The organism is Agrobacterium bohemicum (assembly GCF_001562555.1).
GTDB classification, from domain to species: Bacteria; Pseudomonadota; Alphaproteobacteria; order Rhizobiales; family Rhizobiaceae; genus Agrobacterium; species Agrobacterium bohemicum.
The window spans coordinates 317,245-337,687 of the sequence record NZ_KQ961027.1; the positions used below are offsets into that span (position 1 = coordinate 317,245).

Annotated in this window: 15 protein-coding genes; 3 read left to right on the forward strand and 12 right to left on the reverse strand. The window is 56.5% G+C overall.

What is annotated here, in order from left to right:
- Nucleotides 1–49 precede the first annotated feature (49 nt).
- The 12 genes from tssM to tssA form a co-directional block, all read right to left on the reverse strand.
- On the reverse strand, nt 50–3,541 hold the full coding sequence (gene tssM, locus ATO67_RS10665) for a type VI secretion system membrane subunit TssM (RefSeq protein WP_067648180.1): 3,492 nt from the start codon (nt 3,539–3,541) through the stop codon (nt 50–52).
- The gene (gene tssL / locus ATO67_RS10670; RefSeq protein WP_067648183.1) at nt 3,538–5,049 is read right to left on the reverse strand and encodes a type VI secretion system protein TssL, long form; all 1,512 of its coding nucleotides are present in this window, start codon (nt 5,047–5,049) and stop codon (nt 3,538–3,540) included. The genes tssM and tssL overlap by 4 nt, the downstream gene beginning before the upstream one ends.
- Nucleotides 5,046–6,386 (reverse strand): type VI secretion system baseplate subunit TssK, encoded by a 1,341-nt coding sequence (gene tssK / locus ATO67_RS10675; RefSeq protein WP_067648186.1) that lies wholly within the window; start codon nt 6,384–6,386, stop codon nt 5,046–5,048. The genes tssL and tssK overlap by 4 nt, the downstream gene beginning before the upstream one ends.
- Nucleotides 6,376–7,572, reverse strand: a complete 1,197-nt coding sequence (locus ATO67_RS10680) for an FHA domain-containing protein (protein WP_067648189.1) — start codon at nt 7,570–7,572, stop codon at nt 6,376–6,378. Before ATO67_RS10680 ends, tssK begins: the two co-directional genes overlap by 11 nt.
- A gap of 10 nt (nt 7,573–7,582) precedes the next feature.
- Nucleotides 7,583–8,581 carry a type VI secretion system baseplate subunit TssG gene (tssG, locus tag ATO67_RS10685; protein ID WP_067648193.1) on the reverse strand — a complete coding sequence of 333 codons (999 nt, stop codon included), beginning with the start codon at nt 8,579–8,581 and terminating at the stop codon, nt 7,583–7,585.
- A gap of 9 nt (nt 8,582–8,590) precedes the next feature.
- Nucleotides 8,591–10,375 (reverse strand): type VI secretion system baseplate subunit TssF, encoded by a 1,785-nt coding sequence (tssF, locus tag ATO67_RS10690; protein ID WP_067648196.1) that lies wholly within the window; start codon nt 10,373–10,375, stop codon nt 8,591–8,593.
- Complete coding sequence (tssE, locus tag ATO67_RS10695) at nt 10,368–10,877, reverse strand: type VI secretion system baseplate subunit TssE (protein ID WP_067648199.1); 510 nt, start codon at nt 10,875–10,877, stop codon at nt 10,368–10,370. Before tssE ends, tssF begins: the two co-directional genes overlap by 8 nt.
- On the reverse strand, nt 10,870–11,694 hold the full coding sequence (locus ATO67_RS10700; protein WP_067648202.1) for a type VI secretion system accessory protein TagJ: 825 nt from the start codon (nt 11,692–11,694) through the stop codon (nt 10,870–10,872). Before ATO67_RS10700 ends, tssE begins: the two co-directional genes overlap by 8 nt.
- Nucleotides 11,691–13,085, reverse strand: a complete 1,395-nt coding sequence (gene tssC / locus ATO67_RS10705) for a type VI secretion system contractile sheath large subunit (protein ID WP_067648205.1) — start codon at nt 13,083–13,085, stop codon at nt 11,691–11,693. The genes ATO67_RS10700 and tssC (ATO67_RS10705) overlap by 4 nt, the downstream gene beginning before the upstream one ends.
- Nucleotides 13,086–13,143: 58 nt before the next feature.
- A complete protein-coding gene (tssC, locus tag ATO67_RS10710) occupies nt 13,144–14,625 on the reverse strand; it encodes a type VI secretion system contractile sheath large subunit (protein WP_067648208.1) in 1,482 nt (493 codons plus the stop codon).
- A 98-nt stretch (nt 14,626–14,723) separates the two neighbouring features.
- Complete coding sequence (gene tssB, locus ATO67_RS10715) at nt 14,724–15,233, reverse strand: type VI secretion system contractile sheath small subunit (RefSeq protein WP_067648211.1); 510 nt, start codon at nt 15,231–15,233, stop codon at nt 14,724–14,726.
- Between the two features lie 66 nt (nt 15,234–15,299).
- Nucleotides 15,300–16,358 carry a type VI secretion system protein TssA gene (gene tssA / locus ATO67_RS10720; RefSeq protein WP_082760230.1) on the reverse strand — a complete coding sequence of 353 codons (1,059 nt, stop codon included), beginning with the start codon at nt 16,356–16,358 and terminating at the stop codon, nt 15,300–15,302.
- A gap of 218 nt (nt 16,359–16,576) precedes the next feature.
- On the opposite strand from tssA, the gene tssH reads away from it, so the two are divergent.
- The 3 genes from tssH to ATO67_RS10735 all read left to right on the forward strand — a co-directional run bounded on the left by tssH (nt 16,577) and on the right by ATO67_RS10735 (nt 20,405).
- Entirely contained in the window at nt 16,577–19,228 is a 2,652-nt protein-coding gene (gene tssH, locus ATO67_RS10725) for a type VI secretion system ATPase TssH (protein ID WP_067648217.1), read from the forward strand.
- 61 nt (nt 19,229–19,289) lie between these two features.
- Nucleotides 19,290–19,766 carry an Hcp family type VI secretion system effector gene (locus tag ATO67_RS10730; protein ID WP_067648221.1) on the forward strand — a complete coding sequence of 159 codons (477 nt, stop codon included), beginning with the start codon at nt 19,290–19,292 and terminating at the stop codon, nt 19,764–19,766.
- Nucleotides 19,767–19,904: 138 nt separating this feature from the next.
- On the forward strand, nt 19,905–20,405 hold the full coding sequence (locus tag ATO67_RS10735; RefSeq protein ID WP_067648222.1) for a hypothetical protein: 501 nt from the start codon (nt 19,905–19,907) through the stop codon (nt 20,403–20,405).
- The last annotated feature ends 38 nt before the right edge of the window (nt 20,406–20,443 follow it).

The following is a 20,443-nucleotide window of genomic DNA, read 5'->3' on the forward strand; positions in this document are numbered from 1 at the left end:
GCATTTTCGTTGTCATTATCCCCTCCATTAAACACCATTGGTCTGTCACTCAGAATTGAGCAGGGCAGGTGAAATTCGCAAGTGCATCCAGCCTGAACGGATTGAGCACCGATCCAAATTGAATATCGAACTCAGCCACCTGGCCATTATTTTCAAACCTAGCCCTTAACAAATCGCCTGCCTGGTTATCGATTTTAGCGTCGTCGAACAGACGGAATGGCGACCAGTCGCCATTTTCTGTTTTCGCCTGCTGCCAGCCGCCGGGCTGGAAAGCGATGCGCGAAAGATTGGCGGAATTGCTCTCCGAAGGCCAGGTGATGGATTTTGCTTGAACCGGGCCATGATAATACACCACCCGTTCTCCCTCGATTTCCAGCATGACCGCACTTGACGCATCCGTCAGCGACACCGGCTTCACGTTGATTGAAACCGCTGGCACTTCACTCCCATTGGGAAAGAAAGCGCGGAAAATCTTGTCGGCATTCTCGAACTGAGCGATGGCATCACTGGGTATGCCTGTTGCGCCAAAGGTGCCCTTCCAACCCCATGGGGTTGTCGTTCTGTCGACGAATGGCTCCATGCGTTGCTTGAAGAACGTCTGGAAGGTGCCCTTCGGTCCGAAAAGCCGGGTGAAATCGGCCATAGCAACATCTCTTGGAGATGCACGATCAAATGGATAGCGGCCCGAAACAATAGAGGAGCAAAGCGACGCGCCTTCCGCTGCCCAGAGATCGGCAATTCGGCCACGTGCGGATTTCACCGCCAGCGAACCGACGTCGGCCGCAAGCCCGGCAACCCAGACGTCAAGCGGTGCCGGAAGCTGGCGCGCCTCCTGCAACAGATCCTGATTGGCTTTCGTCAACTGGCTGTCCACATCGAACACTTTGGCCACCTCGTCCGACGTGGTCGAGGAACGTGCCAGTTGCTCATGCAAAGCCTTGATATCGGCAAGCAGCTGTTCCGAAGGCGAACCTGTTTCCTTGCCACCATTTGCGCCATTGCTGTTCGTCTGTTCGGATTGACCCGACCCTTTCGCTGCCAGCATTTCGCGAAGTCGTGCATATGGATCAGCCGCATCGACGGTTGCTGACAGGATCGCTGCCGTATTGTCACCGTCGGTGGTCGTCGCCAGAGTGGTGAGGCTCGCGCCTGCGTTAGGACGCAGGTCGGTCGCATCAGCGATGGACTTGGCGGCTTCTATGACGATATTGCGATCATTCGCCAGAATGCGCGTCGTCTCTACCGCGTCACCAAGGCTCTGCGAAGGCTTGATGCGGACATCGGTAAGAAGGTCGTTCCAGCGTTTTTCAAAGCGGTCAAAATATATCTGAAGAGCGGCCTGCGCCACGGTTTCCACGGTCGCACCACGAATTGCATCATCCGAACCCCGCACCCAGGCTTCAGACAGCGCGACGCGTGAGGCGTAGGAAACCTGTGGGATGACCACGCCGCGATATCCATTGGCAGTAAACAGCCCTTCGATGCCATCCACCAGCGGTGCGCTACTTTCACGCTCCATGGCGCGTTCGCCAAGCGGCCCGAAAGCACCAGAAGGGCTCCAGTTCGGCAGCTCGCGTGCCTGCGGAAGGCCAGCGAGAATATCATATGCGCGGGCACCGATGGCCTGACCACGGATGGTGTCCCGCGCCTTGGAAATCAGTCTGGCGTCGAGTTCTATCGGGGCCAGGACACCACCGGCCAGCGCCAGCGCATGGCGATTGAGCGCGTCACGGGCCGCGGCCCTGCCATCACCGGGATAGAGAGACGCGAACATATCCTGCGACTGCACGGTCATGAAATCGCGGTCGAGGTTACCGAGACCGCCGAGCATGCCGTAAAGCTTTAACGAATTGAACGTCCGCGTGACATCGTTCTCGTCTTGAAGCTGCTTTTGTAATTGCACGATCATGCGCGGCAAAAGCAGTGCGTTCAACGCCCGCTGATAGGCATCGCGCTGTCTGCCAGCGATTTTTTCCTCCTGATCAAGCCCGAAACCAACATTCCATACGCGGTCTTTGGCAAAGCCGGAATTCACGTCGCGCAGATTATCGAGAGCTGGAAGAATGCGCAGGAAGTCCGCGTCCGATACGTTGCGAACTTGAATACCCTGCACTAGCTGCTGGTAAGCATTGAGTTTTCGGTCTGCCTCCGCCAGCGCCTGCGTGTTGGAGAAATAGGTCAAGATCCAACCGGTAAACACGATTGCGACCACAGCCACGGACAAGCCATAGGCTATGCGCCGGACCAAAAGCTGACGGCCGGACAGGCGCTTGTCACGCATGACGAGCGCTGCTTCCGGAAAAATGACCTCCTTGAAAAGGCGCACGAGGAAGTAGCTGCGGTGGGCGCGTGGGGCCGTCGTTCCGGCTTCGGCCTGTGTTCCGGACGCGAAGTACACGCCACGAAGCAGAGGAGCTTCGATCAGCGGTGAGCTGGCGCAAAGCTCGCTCAATGCCTCATGCAAGCGGTCCTTGAGCTTGGAAAGTTCTGCTGGGAAGCGGAAAATGCGACCACGTATCTCCGCATTCTGCTCCTGTTGCAAACGCTCGATCAGCATCGCATCGACACGTTGTTGCAACAGTTCGAATTCTTCGAGAAAACGCTCGGGCAGGTCCTGTGCGGAATAGCTTTCGTCCAGCTTGAACGTCGTACCCCAGACCTGATGACGATCCGTTTTGTTGAAGCCATCGAAAAACTCGATGAAGCCGTCCAAAAGGTCGGCCTTTGTCAGCACGACATAAACAGGCACGCGTGCGTGCAGATACTCGTCCAGTTCCGATAGACGCTGTCTGATGGAGCGAAGCTCCTGACGCTGCTCCTCCGGGTCACGCGTCAAAAGGTCGTGGATGGACAGAGTGACGAGTGCACCGTTGATCGGCTGAGACCGTCGATAGCGCCGCAGGAGATTGAGAAAGCCTTCCCAGCCAGCCTTGGACGAGCCGTCGAGGTCGTCCTGTGTCGTGTAGCGGCCTGCGGTGTCGATGAGGATAGCCTCATCGGTGAACCACCAATTGCAGTTTCGCGTTCCGCCGATGCCCTTCACGGCACTTTCGCCAAGCGCATCGCCCAGAGGAAACTGCAAGCCGGAATTGGTCAGCGCCGTGGTTTTACCGGAACCGGGAGCGCCGAAGATCACATACCAAGGTAGATCGTAGATATAGCCGAACCGCTTCTTGGTAACCCGGCGCAACAGGGCAAGCGCCTCTTTCAGCCGAGTCTGTATCTCGCCGACTTCGGCATTCCTGTTGTTTAGCGCTTCCTGCTCAATGCTATCAACAAGTTCCTTGTCCTGCTTGCGAGCGCGGTAGGCCGTAATGACGATGTAGACCACCCAGATCAGCAATATGATGCCGATGGCAATCAAGCGCGCCTGCGTCGTTCCGAAAGGTTTAAAAGTACCGAAGGCGACGAGATATCCGTAAAACCAGATGACGACGCAGAGTGCTACGGCCCACAGCAACGAGATGAACCGCCTGCCGATGAGGGCAGCATAGCTATCGACATATGACCGGATCGTATAAAAATAACTCAGCGGATTCATTGCTGGGCCTCACCTGGTTGCTGTCCGGTTGTCGTTGTGATCGTCGGGGAAAGAATACCCGCTTCGCTCAGTTGTTCGCCGGGATTGGTCAGCACCATGATCTCTGTTCTGCGGTTCTTTTCCCGCCCTTCCGCCGTATTGTTATCGGCAATCGGATCGCTGTCGGCGCGGCCTTCAGTTAGAATGGCTTCGGGGCCTGTAAAGGTGGAAAGAATATCACCCACCGCCTTGGCGCGGGCTTCCGAAAGATGCCAGTTCGATGGGAACTGGATTGTCTTGATCGGCACATTGTCCGTGTAGCCGATAACCACCGCACGGAATTTGTCGGCAGCAAGCGCGCCGCCGATGCGCTGGATGAGATCACGGAATTGCGGGCTGACATCGGCGCTGCCGACATTGAACAGGCCGGAATTGTTGATGCGTACACGAAGACGACCGTTGACATTCGCCAGCGTTACCAGATTTCTCTGAACCTCCGGCTGGAGGAACGCCATCAGATTATCCAGCCGCGTCGGTTTCGGCGGCTCAACGATCCTTGGCGGCTCCACTTTTGGCTCTTCGGCCTTGACCGGCTGTGTTTCAGGCGGGGCGGGTGGCGTTGTGATCAACACACTCGGCGTGTCGGTGGGAGGCAACGATGCCAGCCGCTCGAAGGTGGTATCGGATGCGCTGTTCAAAGACAGGGTGAAGAACAGGTAGCCGAAGGCAAATGCCAGTGCGATCAGTGACAGCAGGGTCCAAAGCGCCGCCATAGTGCGCAGCGGCGTGTGCCGTGCCTCGACACCCTGCCAGTGCGGCGACAACTCGCGTTCGAATACCCCGTACTGCCCGATCAGCGTTTTATAGAGACTGTCGCGGATGCGGGAAAGCTCTAGCGCACCCTTTGCGGAAACGCGTGTGCGTCCTTCGAATGCCAGTGAAAGGCAGAGATAGAGCAGCAGAAGTATGTCTTTGTTGGCACCAGGCGACTGGTGGAAATGGTCGAGAATGTCAAATACGCGGTCGCCGCCGGTGACGTCATTGTGGAAGGTGGAAACGAGGCCGGAGCGGGCCCAGCCTGCACGCACGCCCCAAGGCTTGCTCAAGATGACATCGTCCACGGTCGCGCAGACCACGTAGTGGGCGGCTCTGGCGCGTTCCGGGCTGATACGGGCAGATCCAAGATCGCGCTCGTAACGGGTAATGGCCTCCATGCAGGCGCGGCGCAGATGCTCCGGGTCCGGCTCGGCATCGCTGAAGCGCAACACATGTGCAAGGTTCAGCAGGGGTGCTGCCGACTGCACCAGTGTCGGGACCTCGTCGCCGCCGAAACGGAAATTGGACAGCAGCGCATCGATGGGCAGCGAATTGTCGCTGCGGCCTGCGCGGGCGGGGACCACGTCGGTCTCGATGATGTCATCGAGGATAGCCGCCATGTTGCGAGCATTTTTGTTTCGAAGCCGGCTTTCGTCGGTGATCTCAACCACCGTCGGCAAATCTTGCCATGAGGAGGGCTTGTCGTTGCTCATTCGCGTAATGCCCACATTTCCATCTCAAGGCCGGGGAATTCACCCGCGAGATGCAGCGCGATGGCGCCGGAGGTTTCAAGCTGCTTCCAGAGAGGTGACTTGGTATCGATCTCGAAATAAATCGTGCCGGAACGATAAGGGAGCTGGCGCGGAAGGACCGGCAGCGAGCGTACGGGAATGCCCGGCAGCGCCACGTTGACGAGTTCGGAAATGCGCTCCACCGGGCCGACCTTTATCTGGGCTGGCAGCTTGCGGCGGATATCCTCGGCTGACATATCTGCGCGAACGGCCAGAACGAATCCGGAGTCGCGTAGCAGGGTGCGGTCGTGGATGGTGCCGACACGCACACCGTGTCTGCGTTCCACCAGTTCGATGGCGACAGCGGCCTGCTCCAAGACGGAGGAAAGCGACGTGCGCAGATCATCGAAGACAGCGGCAAAGCTCGCCTTCAGATCATCATGGCGATAGGGCGGAAAATCCGTTGCGCGCTTTGTATCCGTGGTGAATGTGGCAAGTTCACCGGCCAGTTGAATGCAGTCCTCATAAAACCGGATGGGATGAAACCGCGTGGCATTCGCGGAAAGGTGAGCCAGCAGCGGATCGGCGCGATTGAGAATTTGCAGCAGAAAATAATCGCCGACTTCTGCGGTACCCCGAATGGTCGGATCACCGATGCGCTCTGAGATTGCCTGCGCCCGGTGCCGGACAATACCGAGAAGCTCCGTCAGCAATTCGGAAAGGCGTGACGAGGCTGCGCAATTGAGGATCGGCGGAATGAAATCCGGATCGAGAATGACAGCGCGGTCGGAGCGCACCTCGATGACACGCGCCAGCCCGATGAGATCATAGCCGGAAAGATCGTCGCCTGTTTTCAGGAATTTGAGACTCAAGCGCCCGACGTCGATAGGCGCTATGAAATCCGTATCGACGTTGGCGTCGGACACCTCATATGTGGTTGCGACAACGCGCACGCTGTTGCTATCAGCCTTGGCGCTACTGGACATATCGGCCTTGCCCGGCTGACGGGCCGGAAGCGCCAGATAGACGATTGCATTCTTGACGCCTTCATCCAAATCCAGCGGCGGGGGTAGATCAGAATCCTCAGGCGCTTCGAACGGCGTTCCATCGGGCAATATGCCGCGCAGGTTCGAGAGCGCAAACTGGCCGATGGCCAAGGCGCTACGATCAATGCCTATTTCCGCGACACCCCAGGGATATGGCGAAAGGTTGCGCGTGGTATTGCGGACCAGTCGCTCCGTCCAACGGTCCGATTGCTGAAAATGTTGAACGCGAAGGAACATGCCCTCGCTCCAGGCAACCCGGTTTTCATGCCTCATTTTGTCTGCTTACCCCCTTGGTATCTGTTTGAAGCGCTTCATCAGGCGCAGCCTCGCCCCGTGCTGCGCGCTGAAGAAACTCCCTGACCGACAATTGACGACCATCTTCTTCGAAGTGCTTTTTGAACGTGGACCAGTAATCGGTCCTCTGAACCAGAGCGCCCCATTCCTTGCGTGCAATCTTGTCGCGCCAGTCGTTTTGAGCGTCAGCCTTGGCTTCGATCAATCGCGGCTCGAGCTTTTGCGTGCAGGTTCGGATCAGGATTTCCAGAGACGAGGCCAGCAGCCGCTGCTGGCGAATAAGGCCTTCAAGCCGTGCTCTTGGCGATGTCTCATGGGTCTCAGCGCCGATGGCCGTCTGGTCGATGTCGAGGATGGAAAGACATTCGGCGCTTTCCTTTTCCATCTCGAGCAGAAGGTCATCGATAGGATCGCTCGTGCCGGGCACAACTGCGGCTGCCGGCTCAATCTCTGCCTCCTCGTCGTCCCCACCCATGAAGACAGCGTCGAAATCTTCGACGGGTGCTTTCTTCTTGGGCCGTGAAACCAGCACTGGAATGTTCATCGCATCGGTGTGTTCATGCTTGGAGCTTTCCACCGGCTCTTCGTTCCAGTCAGTGGGCAAAACAGTGCCAACACCGGCAGTCGAGGGAGGGGCGTTCCAGCCGACCTCGACATTGCGGGAAATGGACTTGGTTTTCTTGCCGGTCAGGTCCGGTGCCGTGTCCGGCCAATCGTCGTTGGAGGCACCACCGGCAATGACGCCGCGTGCAGAACGGCCATTTGGCGCGATATCCGCCAGAATTGCGGATATCGTCATATGTTCGTCGCTGACACGAAGCGAGCTTTCAGGATCACCATATTCTAATTCAGCCTCGCCGCTGATGATGACGTCGAATGTCTGTCCGCCGATGCCGATCTGTGAGCCATTTTGCAGGCGAACGGTTTCGCCTTCCAGTAAGAGGCGGCCATCGACCTGCGTGCCGTTCGCGCTCTGGTCGGTGATGGAGAACCCCTCGCGGTCGCAGCTCAGTGTGCAATGTTGCTTGGAAACTCGGCGGGCATCGTCATTGACCTGCCAGTCGCAATCGGTCGATCGTCCTATTACGCGTCTGCCCTGCTCGAAGCTCCACAGGGTGGGCTTTGCACTTCCGTTGACCTGCTTTTCTTTCAGAATAAGTTTCATGATGTCGTCCTCACGCTGAAAGTGCCGAGTCTTCGCGCTCGGTTACGATTGCGTCGGTGCTGTCTTTTGCAGCGGGGGCAAGGCGGGCCCAGCTGTTCCATCCCAGCCGTGCCGGTGCATCTGCCTGACCCAGCTGGCAAAAAGGTACGTCCTCTTTTTTCAAAATGACCTGAATATCGAACTCAAAAGCGCTTCCGACAAAAAGCCTTGTGACGGCGAAGATCTCCGCAAGCCGCTTCGAGCCGGGCGTCAACGCCAGATAATCCGCATAACCGACGGGGCCAAGGACGATGCGGAAGCCGCCGCTGAAATCCTCGATGGCACTTCCGGCCGTCACATTCTGCCCAAGCCGCAAACCGCCGGGCTGCCCCATCCTGCTTTGCTCGTGCACCGGAAGCGGCACCCAGCGTCTGCGAAATTGCTCGATGGTGACATCAAGCCCTGTGAATTCATGCAGCATCGACGTCAGTGCCGTTGCGTTGCGGTTGCGATTTGCCAGCAAGCCGCTGAAACGCAGCAAGACATCTTCCTTGACACCCACCTTAGCGCTGAGACCCGTAGTGCCGAAACCTGTCAGCGAAAGCAGCGTTTTGCGAAAGGCGTTGTTCTCAGGGGTCGGCGTCCAGCGCAGCCCACGCGCCAGCCGATATTTTTCTGTCGCGGAAACGAAAAGCTCGCTGAAGCGGGCGGCAAACAGATTGAAGAAGCTGGTCAACGCCTTCGAACGATTGCGTTCTTCACGCTGCTGCAATTCACTATAGCTTGGCGGCAGTGATCCAAGCGGACCGATGATGGGTGCGAATGCGGAGCGCAGTTCCGCTTTGCCATTCTTGCTGCGATAACCGCTGATAGCGACGGGCGTCGGGCGTGCGCCGTTGTGGGAGCCGATGGTCAACTCATCCTGCTTGACAAGATGTTGCGCCACCCGAAACGCTGTCGCAGGGTCAAAGCTGCCTGGATCGTTTGCCAGAAGCGCTGCTTGTTTTTCACGCATTGCCTGAGACTGCATCGCGAACTCCTATAGCAACGGTCGGTCTGCCGCGCGGGCAGGCCACCGGGCAAGGGGTTCGGATTGGCCGCGCATCGTTGCGGTCAGGCGGGTAAAACTGTTGATCGAGGTGTAAAGACCGAAGAAGTGGTTGAGAACGCTGGCGAACACGAAGGCGGCGGATCGGTCTATCAAAGTCGAGTCGAACTCCAGGGTGATGTCTGTTCCCGGCACCATCGCAGAGCCAATTCTGGCATGTGAGTTGCGCGCTTCGACCGACGTGATGGCCTCCACCAGTTGGCGGGTCTCAGGCGTATCCCTGAAAGCATAAAGGGAGAGAATGTCTTTCAGCGGGGCGCCACCATTATCGAACAGCGACAGATGGTTGAGGAGAAGATGCGAAATCAGCCGCCATTCGCGCGCGGAACGCTCGTTCATTCGAACGGCTGCTGTTGGTGGCATCAGCGCATGAACCGAATTAACCGCCTCATTTCCTGCTGCGAGTTGCAGGAAGGGATGCCCGCCGCCAAATGGCAATTGGCTGGGCAGTTCTCGATTGATGCACAGCGTGCTGACGCTGGCCACGACATCTAGCGGACCCAGCGGCCCACGTTGCTGATCGACAAAAGCGATGTCGGTATCGGACGAACCGTCATCATCATCGAAGCGGCGATAGCTTTGCCAAAAGACGTTGGATCCATTGCTTTTTTGCGTCCGACCGAAGAATGGCGACGTCTTTTCGATTTGGCCCGTGCGGCTCGTCAACTCTACATCTTCGACGCCGTAGATTTCCCGTGTTCTCTGACGTCTGGCATCCGGCAGCAGGCGATATTCCGTTCGCGTGCCATCGAGGCTTAAAGGTTCGCAGCTCTGCTTGAACAGATTGATGACGGGCGATGCGTTGAGCACGAAGTCCTTGGCCGAAACCATACGCTCAAGCCGCGTCTCTGCGGCATCGAGGTAGATGTAAAGCTCGCAATCGCCGCCGCTCCATTGGTCGAGGCCTTCGATATCCAGAAATAGAAACTTCTGCGGCAGCGCGAAAAACTCCGTAAGCAGCCGGTATCCGTCGAAGCTGTTGGCAGGGTAGGGTAGCATGGCCTGATCGCGCGAAAACCCTGACGGTTTGAGATTGGCTGCTGGAAGGAAGATCGCGTTGCGGTCTTCGGAATGCTGGGCGAGTGAAATTCCGACGCAATGGTTGGCCAGGAGTTCGTAAAGGGCGGTCGCCTGCTGCCATGCCGATGAAATGAATATCTGTAACGATGTCAGACCTATCTCGCGAAATGTTGCGGGACGAGGTGAGGTGGTTCGCAATGAAAGTTTCAGGCAACTTGCAGCACCCGCCGATGACGGGAAAAAAGGCGCGTCGATAGGTTGGCTAACAAGTGACGCTGCCGCAATCTCCAAAGGGATGATGTCGATATCTTGCGTAGTGCGAAACTTGCAGCTTTCGCCGCCGATAGGCTCAGCCAGGATTTCGCTGTGTCGTGGCAATGTCTGTACCGTCGTCAGCGCCGGGCTTGGTGCGAAATGCACGACGCTCATGGATGGCAGCGGTGCGAGATAGTGCGGATAGAGCGTTTCCAGCAGGCTGTCCGAGAGTTCAGGGAATTCGTCATCCAGCTTCTGCCGCACGCGCGCGGCGGAATAGGCAAAACTTTGGATCAGCCGTTCAACATGGGGGTCGTCGGCGACTTCGCCGGTCATTCGAAGTCTACCCGCGATCTTTGGGAACGCCGCGGCAAAGCGGGAGGCCCGTTTTCTCAGCGCAAAAAGTTCGTCATTGTACTTTTCGAGGAAGCCGTCAGCCATTGCTTGCCTCCACCAGAAAGCGTTGGGTCGATGGGTCTATCTTAGATTCGAAGCTGATCGGCGGCATGCCTTCATGAAGGCGGAACGTCGCCTGAATGCGCATGCGCAACGCCCGGTCGCCATCCATCCGGTTCTTCATGATCGACACGCGCACATCCGCAAGGCGTGTCTCGAACATCGATATCCGCCGCTCTATCGTCTGGGCGAGCTTTGCCTTGGAGGCGTCTGTGACGAGATTGGCGGAGAGAATGCCGTCAACGCCATAGCTTACCAGGGCATCCGGCAACTCTTTGAAATCGGCAGGCGGGCCAGCGGGATTGCGCCGGGTGTTCAGCAGGGTTTCGAGATCGCGGCGAATGACTTCGCGCATCTCACGCACTTGATCTGACAGGCTAGCAGGCGGGTCGTTTTCCAGATCTGGCGCATCGTCCAGCAATCGGTCCAGCACCGAGCGGGCAAGAGTTCTTTGCTTTGGGCGATATTGCTCCAGCGGATCAACCACGCGCAGTCTGCCTTTCTTCGGTGTTGGCAGGTGCCGAAAGGCTGGAGATTTCGTGGAAGGGCACCATATCGTCGCCGATCAACAGGCAGCGCTGGCCGCGCCCCGTCACCAGAGGAGCATCGTCATTCCACAGGGTTTCGCGACCAAGCAGCAACGGCGTTGTCTTGTCCGCGCCGTAATAGACTGCCGGCAGCAGCACCGATGCTATGGCGCCGTCCAGCAGGGTGATCTCAGCCGAGCGGAAGGCCAGATCGCGCGGGCGCGTCATGGGCTCGATGACCAGAGTGTCGATCCGGCTGAAATCGATCCACAAATATTTACCGCCGTTGGTCAACACTTCCAGCGCGTGCGGGATGCGGTCATCGAGATCGCGGATATCACCTCCCTTGCCGTCATTCAAAATGATGGAGATTTCAGCACGCTTTTCGTCCAGTTGCAAAAGCGCTTGCGCTGCTTCATCCGCCTTGCCGTCGCGCGCGGCGATGTTGGCCTTGATGGCAAGCTGGTCAAGTTCGGATGGGCCGTGAGCGAAATCAGGCACGGCGCCGGTTTCAAACCATGCCACGCGCGCCGCCATGGCGCGCAAGTGGTGGCGGAACAGCGAGAACCCAACAGCATCCTGCGGTGCGAATGTGGCTGCCAGATTGCACTGCGCATCGGCCTTTTCGTACTCTCCGGCAAGGATCAGCAGATCAATGTAGAGGTTGCGGCCTTCCTTGTCCGAAGGGGCAGTCTTGACGTGGTCTTTTGCCTTGACGATGGCCTCGTCAAGCTGGTCTTCATCAAGCAGGCTGGAGATATCGTCGCGCAATGTCATGCTGGTATCCTCTGTGGCTCAGCCGGGGACCGGGCGATGGACGCCGTATGCGTGGTCGTTTCGGCAATGAGGTGGAAACTGGTGGAAACATCATCCAGCTGAAAATGCGGCTGGAGACGGACGGTGCAGGAAAAGCTGCCCGGTTTTCCGGGGATTTCGAAAACGCTTATACCGGCCGAGCGCAAAGGATACCGGGTGCGCAGCGACGCCTCGGCATCGTCATTGCCTAACGTGTAGGACGACAGCCAGTTTTCCAGCTTGCGCTCGATGGTGATGGCATCGCTCAGCTGGCCGATGTCGTCGCGCATGATGACCTTGAGGTAATGCGAGAACCGCGAGGCGCACAGCACATATTGCAGCATTGCCGCCAGCCTAGCGTTCTGGCGCGCGCTTTCCTTGGAGTAATGCCCTGGCGCGTGAAGCGACTGGTTGGCGTTGAAAATTGCCATGCTGGAAAGATAAGTTGTCGACACCGGCACGATGCCGAGGTCGGAAAACTGCTGTTCCTGACCCATGGTCAGTTGCATCTCGACAGGCGGCTGCGCCGACAGGCCATTGCTCTCGATGCCGAGATCAAGCGGTGGCAATTGAGACTGGGACAGCATGCCACCGTCCACCTCGTCCTGCGTCACGCCTCTGATGTCGGCAAACCAGCCGGAGTCAGTAAAATTCCTGATAACGACACACGCGAATGCGAAAGCCGCATTTCCCCAGAGCAGCGTCTTGCCATTTTCCGCTATGTGTTCGCGAAACGGAAACGGATCTTCGCGGCGCCGCGAGTAGGGTTTGTGGGGCGAACGCAACAGAATTCGGGGAGCGACCAGCCCCACGAAGCGGCTGTCGTCGCGGGCGCGCAACGCATTCCAGCGAAGGCGGGTCTTTTCCTGTTTCAGCCATGAGAAATCATGAACACGGCTCAGCTCGGAGAAATCCTCAAGACCAACGGCGGAAGGGGCCGCTGCGGCTATGAACGGGCAAAACGCAGCAGCGGCGACCATGCCGATCTGCGACAATGCCGTGATGGAATCGATGCCCTCGAAATCATCGGGAGAGAACGTGTAGTCTCCCACCAAAAGCCCCACGGGTTCACCGCCGGGCATGCCGAATTCTCTGTTGTAGATGATCTCGAACAGGTGGCTTTGGTCGAAATCCGTTGCGCGCTCCATGCTACGCGCCAGCTCCCTCCAACTGGCGTTCAGAAGCTTGATTTTCACTTCCGGGCATCTGCTGGCTTCTCGTACCACCATGGCAAGCCCACGCCATCTCGCTTCCATCGCCTGAAATTCAGCGTGGTGCAAAATGGCGTTCACCTGGCCATTGAGAGCATCATCAATGAGAGCGATGAGCTGGTCGGCCTGACTGCGTATGTCCGAAACGGACCTGTGCGTCATGAAGGGGCTCCGGGCGGGAATGCGGTGGGTGAGGGGCATTGCTGCCCCTTCATCCTGCTTAGTTCTTGGTTGGAATGCGTGCGACCATGCGCAGCGAAGTCGTCAGCTCTTCCATCTGCAACCAAGGGCGCATCCATGCGACAGCGTTGTATGCGCCAGGCTTGCCGGGAATTTCCTGAACAGTCACCTTCGCGTCGCGCAGAGGATACTTCGCACGCGATTCTTCGCCCGCCACGTCGTTGGCGTTGACGTAGTTGGAAATCCAGCGGTTCAGCCAGACTTCGCAATCAGATGCCTCCATGAAGGAGCCGATCTTGTCGCGGCCCATGACCTTCAGGTAATGCGCAAAACGTGAGGTCGCCATCATATATGGCAGACGCGCCGAAACCGCAGCATTGGCTGTCGCTTCAGGGCGGTCATAGAGCTTGGGCTTATGGGCAGTCTGCGCGCCGAAGAACACGGCATAATCCGTGTTTTTGTAGTGGCAGAGTGGCAGGAAGCCCAGTTTGCCCAGTTCCGCATCGCGACGGTCGGTGATGCCGACTTCCGTCGGGCATTTCAGATCCAGATCGCCGTCATCGCTGGAGAAAACATGCATGGGAAGGTTTTCGACCTTGCCTCCGTTTTCCGCACCACGAATGGCCGTGCACCAGCCATTCTTGGCAAAGGCATCGGTCAACTTGGTGCCCATGATGTAGGCGGCGTTCATCCAGCAATATTCGTCATGCTGCAAGTCGCCATTGGCGGAACCCCGTGTTTCGTCATAGGCGAATTCGTCAACCGGGTTTGTCTTCGGGCCGTAGGGCATGCGGGCCAGCACGCGAGGGAGGGCCAGCGTGACGAAGCGAGAATCGTCGCTTTCGCGGAAGCTGCGCCACTTGGCATATTCGACGGTGTCGAAAATCTTTTCGAGATCGCGCGGACGTGCGAGGTCGCGATAGTCTTCGAAGCCGAACATGCGTGGGCTGGCAGCCGAAATAAACGGTGCGAATGCCGCAGCGGCGATCATCGACACGCCCTGTAGAAGCTGAACATCGTCAAACGAGTTGTCGAATTCATAGTCGCCGATGATGGCGCCCATAGGCTCGCCGCCGGGAGTGCCAAATTCATCTTCATAGATGGATTTGAACAATCTGGACTGGTCGAATTCAACAGCCTTCTCCAAATCGCGGCCCACGTCGCGCTTTGAAGCGTTCAGCACGCGGATCTTGAGGTTGACGCTGGTTTCAGAGTTTTTGACCAGATAATTCAGGCCGCGCCATGTGCCTTCGAGCTTGGCGAACTCCGGTGCCTGCATGATAGCCGCCAACTGGGCGGAAATTGCCTTGTCGATCTCGGCAATCGCATGGTTCAGCGTGACAGTCAGGTTTCGGTCATATTTCACCGTGCCCTTCAGTGCCTGATCAGTCAGAGTCCGCAGCAGGTTTTGTGCGCGGTCCGGTTCGGTCTGACGAGTTGCGGCAACCACCTTGGCGAGTAAGCCATTCTCTTCGGTGGTCGTCGTCTGTGCCTCGTTTTTCAGCAGGCTTTCAGCGCTCATGTTTCAATCCTTCCAAATGCGGCTCTTGTCTTACCGCTAGAACAGGTGAAGCCCCATGCGGCGGGGCAACTCGACGGAACAGTCCTCAAATTTCGAGGTCAGGCGCCCGCACTGTTTTTCTCTTTCAATTCGGATACGAGCTTTCCGAGATCGGTCTTGTTCTGGAGAATATCTTCCAGGAGACGCTCGAGATCTTCGGAACGATCGGCCTTTGATAACAGGTCACGAAGTTCGTTGCGCGCATCCAAGAGGGCTTTGAGTGCCGGTACCTGCTCAACAACGGCTGCAGGCAGGAAGTCGTCCATGCTTTCGAATTTCAGGTTGACCTGAATATCCGTGCCGTCGTCCTGAAGCGTATTGGGAACGGCAATGTTAAGACCCGGCGTCATGCGGCGCATGACTTCATCGAAGTTATCGCGGTCTACCTGGACGAATTTCCGTTCCCCAAACGGCTTCAGCGGCTGCGTCGGGTTGCCGGAAAAGTCGCCTAAAACGCCAACCACGAACGGCAGCTCCTTAACGACCATCGCACCTTCGGTTTCCACTTCGTACTTGATGTGGACGCGAGGTTTCCGAACCCGTTCCAGCTTCTCATGTACACTTGCCATTCAAACCTCCTTGATGCCGTGTTGGCATTGCTGACTGTAGGGAGCGTCGCATCTCCCTTGGTTTCACTATTTTCCGGTGTTCTCACTCTCGGGCTTTATTCCAGCCGCCGTCAAAACGGCGTGGCGTGCCTGCACTTCTGGCAAAAGCTCTGCGAGCAGTTCTGAAAAATCCATACGCCCCCTGCGAACCAATGTTTCAATTGCCAACGATATCGGAGAATGCGGCTCCATCCGGCGGAAATAACGCGCAACTGTAAGAAGAGTTTCAAATGCTTCGTCACGTGAAGCGATTTCTTCTGGGCCAGATGGCATTTTTTTAGGAACTTCGGGCTGTATCGGTGCGGAATCACTATCCGCTATCCGTGCATTGTTGGCAACAGCAGGCTGCGAGTCGTCCCGTCCGCCCAATGTGCGAATCGCGGATGCGGCCTCAATCAGAATGTTTCGGATGTTGGAACTGGCTGGCGCGTTGTGTCCGCACCGTTCGGACAAAATCTTGCTGATGTCATCGAATGTGGAAAGACACGCATTCACATGTGCCAAATGCGAAGACATGGCCGCAATGCCCGCTTCGGAAGCGGCATTATAGAGTTCTTCCTTGCGTTTCGTTTCAGAAGATCGCTGCGCGAGCTGGAAATCCCACAATGTATGTTCGCCAAACTTCCCGCCTGGAATGAGGGAGCTGAGACGCAAGGGCTGTATTAGCGTTCCCTCACTTCCAGTCCCGTTCAATCCGGCGAAAGGAGCGAATTTTTCTTCGTCGTCATCGTCACTAATTGAATGAAGTGAGTCCCATTGGTTGCAAAATATATCATATGTAACTCGATAAACTTCTCGCAAGCCGAGAAAGCCTTTTAGCCTTAGTTCTGCTTCTGCAAGCCATGCCAATATTTCAACGTCGCGACTTTCAGAATATATAATATGCAATCCGAGATTGCTGACCTCAATCCAGTTGCTGGAAACCCTTAGAATTTCTTGAGGCGAAACCGTGCGTTCTTCTGCACGTGCCTGATTTCTTTCATCCTTAATTCTATAGTATAGTTCACGAGTTCTTGCGTTGCTTCGAATATTTTCTCCGCAATCACTCAAGTATTCTATATTTTGTACCGACTCTTGTGTGGCCAATGTCAGTTTATCCCTTATTAAGTATGATAGATATGTGTCAGTTACTTCCGTTACGTAAGGTTATTCAGTAGACAGACTTATGGAAAATGGGGCGAAATTGTGGCGACTTGATTTTAAACTCGTCAAATAAAAAAGCAACTTTTGCTGGACAAGCGAGTTTCATCGACATAACTATGCCACGTCACGTTGTGGAATGATCCAAATCGGAGGCTCGCTGTATGTCGCATATTGATCTCAACCGCCTGGTAGAAGCGCTTGAGCCTAGATTGCGTCTATCGCTTGAAACCGCGGCATCTGTCGCTGTACGGCGGGGCCATCAGTTTGTCGACATTGCTCACTGGTTGAGTGCGGTTGTGGACGACCATGCGTTCACTGAGACGTTTGACCGGTTGCAAATTTCAAAAGACGATCTTCGCGCCCAAATTGACCGAGCGCTGGATGATGCGGCTGTCGGAGACGGCCAGGCTTTATCGTTATCTCAGAATATCCTGACAGCAGGACGGGAGGCTTGGCTCCTCGCCTCGTTACAGGACGGACGTTCTCACATTGCACTTACCCATCTGCTGCTGGCTCTCGATGAAGAAACATCGTTGCGCAGTCTGGCGCGCGCAGCTTTCCCTGCGCTGAAGCTGATGGATCGCGCGGCATTGGAGCAGCTCCGTGAAGAAGGTGCCAATCAGGCGCCTTCGAGCGATGACGCGATTGTCGGCGCTTCGCAGCCTAAGGATCAGAACGATTTTCTGCGCCTCTACACTCAAGATATGACCGAAGATGCGCGCCAGGGCAAAGTGGACCCGGTTATCGGGCGTGACGATGAACTGAGGCAGATGGTCGATATTCTGACCAGACGTCGGCAGAACAACCCCATTCTCGTTGGAGAGGCGGGCGTCGGTAAAACTGCTGTTGCAGAGGCGCTTGCTTTGGAGATCGTCTCTGGCAATGTTCCCGAAAAACTGAAGAATGTTCGTCTGCTCACACTCGATTTGTCGCTTCTTCAGGCCGGTGCCGGTGTGAAAGGCGAATTCGAGAGACGTCTCCACGGTGTCATAGATGCTGTAAAACGGTCGCCCGAACCTATCATTCTTTTCATTGACGAGGCGCATGGACTGGTGGGGGCGGGCGGAGCAGCCGGACAAGGTGATGCCGCCAACATTCTCAAACCGGCACTTGCCCGCGGTGAAGTTCGCACTGTCGCTGCGACGACGTGGAGCGAATACAAAAAGTATTTTGAAAAAGACGCGGCATTGACCCGACGTTTCCAGCCTGTCCACGTCCGCGAGCCGGATGAAGCGACGGCCATCCGGATGCTTCGCGGGATCGCCGATACTTTCGTTAAGCATCATGGCGTGACCATACGGGACGAAGCGATTGTCGCGGCAGTTCAGCTGTCAGCCCGTTACATGCCATCACGTCAATTGCCGGATAAGGCCGTTAGCCTGCTGGACACTGCGTCTGCTGCGGTATCGCTGGCGCGTCAGACATTGCCTGAAAAGCTTCGCTCCATGGAAAGTGAACGTCGCCTGCTTTCCACTGAGCTTGAATGGCTCACGCGCGAGCCTGCCGACGAAGAGACATGCTCTCGCATCGAGGCCATAAAAGCTCAGATAGGCAATCTGGAAACGACCATTGATAACCTGAAAGCCCGATATGATGCGGAACTTTCCGAGCTTCTGGAGGGTGAAGCCCACCTCGCCGGTACGTCGAATGTCGCGCCGCTCCGACCGGTCGCCGCAGGCTCGGGTCATGGCGAAGAAAAGCTCGTTCCGACGGTTGTTGATCGTGAGATGATTGCATCGGTGGTCTCACGCTGGACCGGTATTCCGCTTGGAAAATTGCTCGCCGATCAAATCGAAAGCGCAAAGTCTCTCGATGAGCGCATGAAGCAGCGGGTCATTGGTCAGGACATGGCGATTGGTCGTATTGCTGACGCCATGCGCGCTGCTCGTGCAGGCTTGTCAGACCCACGCCGCCCGCCCGCGGTCTTCCTCCTCGTTGGCATGTCGGGAACCGGAAAGACGGAAACCGCCCTGTCGCTGGCTGATCTTTTATATGGCGGAAACAGTCATCTCACCACCATCAACATGTCCGAGTTCAAGGAGGAGCATAAGGTCTCTCTGCTTCTCGGTTCGCCGCCCGGTTACGTCGGTTACGGTGAGGGTGGTGTCCTAACGGAAGCCGTGCGCCGCCGTCCCTTTGGTGTGCTCCTGCTGGATGAGATCGATAAGGCGCATCCCGGTGTGCAGGATATATTTTATCAGGTGTTCGACAAAGGCATGTTGAAGGACGGCGAAGGCCGCGACATCGATTTCAAGAATACAACCATCTTCATGACGGCCAATACCGGCTCAGAACTGTTGACAGCGCTGGCGGCAGACCCTGACACAATGCCGGAAGGTGAGGCTCTTGAGGCGTTGCTCATGCCGGAGCTGACCAAGCACTTTAAACCCGCCTTTTTGGGTCGCACGGTCATTTTGCCGTTCATGCCACTTGGGCCCGTGCAGCTGTCGCGCATCGTCGACATCCAGATCGAGAAAATTGCCGAGCGGGTTCGCTCTGCCTACGGCACGGAACTCACGCTTTCTGACGCCGCGCGTGACGCGCTGGTCGGGCGGTCGGGTTCCAGCGAAATCGGCGCACGCGCCATTGAAATCATGATCGGCAGAGATCTGCTGCCACCCATGTCCACGTACTTTCTGGACAAGGTCATCTCGGGTGACAGGGTGAAGCACATCACCGTTGATTTTGATGAAACCGGGTTCCGCATTCGTGCGGACGCGGTTGAAGAGAATGATGAATTCACTGCGGCCGCCCCGGTTGCAGCGGATAAAGTTGCCGCGTCGGAAGGGAAGTCCCGACGCATGCGGCAGTAGTGGAAAGGCAAACGCGGCCTCGAAGCAAGAGGTCTTTTCAGTAATTACAGGAGCTTACAGTATGCCAATTTATTTGCAGATCGACGGCATCCAGGGTGACGCTACGCACCAGGAACACAAAAAGTGGATGGATATCGAAGCTATTCACTGGAACGTAACGCGCAACATGAACACATCTGCTGGTTCTGCTGCAAACCGCGAAGCATCTGAGCCAACCATTTCGGAAGTCATCCTGACCAAAGTCAGCGACTCGTCTTCCACAAAGCTGTTCCAGGAAGCTTGCTCTGGCCGCCAGGGCAAGCTCGCAACGATCCATCTCGTCACAACAGGCGATCCAGGCAACACCTATATCCAGTACCTGCTGACGAACACGCTGATCGCCAGCTATTCCGTCGACTCCAGCGGTGACCGTCCTGTTGAGACCATCAAGCTCAACTTCACCAAGATGGAAGTCAAGTACACACCTGCTGACGAGAACAACACGCAGCAGGCGCCAATGATCGCGTCCTACGACCTCGCGACCACAAAGGCTGGCTAACAGATTCGACCCGGTGCCATCTTAGGGCACCGGGTCGTCTCTTCCGTCTTCGCAATTCTGATATTGCCGATACGCGGGAGCGCCTTTAGCGCCAAATGTAGCCTGTCCATTCTCGGATGTTGCTGGGAGAAGCTATCCATGCCCAATTTTGCTGTTTCTACTGATTCTTTCGTTGTGCGCCCGGTTCGGCAGGACGAGGTCGTGCCTGTTCAACGCATGGGAAAGGGACCTGATTTATCCTATATGTCTCTTCCTGATGGACCTCGACAACTTAACTCGCGAATGGCTGTAGGCGGTGCGGTCGCTGCCGCTGTCAGCCAAGTTTCGGGAGGGATCAACGAATATTCACTTACCGTTTGGCTAAAAAAATGGCTGGGCGCGAATGATGCCAAGATCAAGCAGGCTCTGCTTGCGAAAGGTCACTCTGCTTTCGCTTTGCAGGTGAACTACGCTGTCGGAAATTCTTTCGGTAACCAGATGTTCATGTCGCGAGACATTTACCTCCTCGGAACTGCGCCGTCTGCGAAAGAGATAGGCTCAATCTTGACGCCTGAACTTATGTTCGGACCGAAGATCGATGATGTTCCCAATAATGCGACGAAGTTTAAATATGCGCATCTCGTTGGAGAGCGCACCTGATTCCAGCATTGATCGTGACGCGTGGGCAAGTGCTCCAT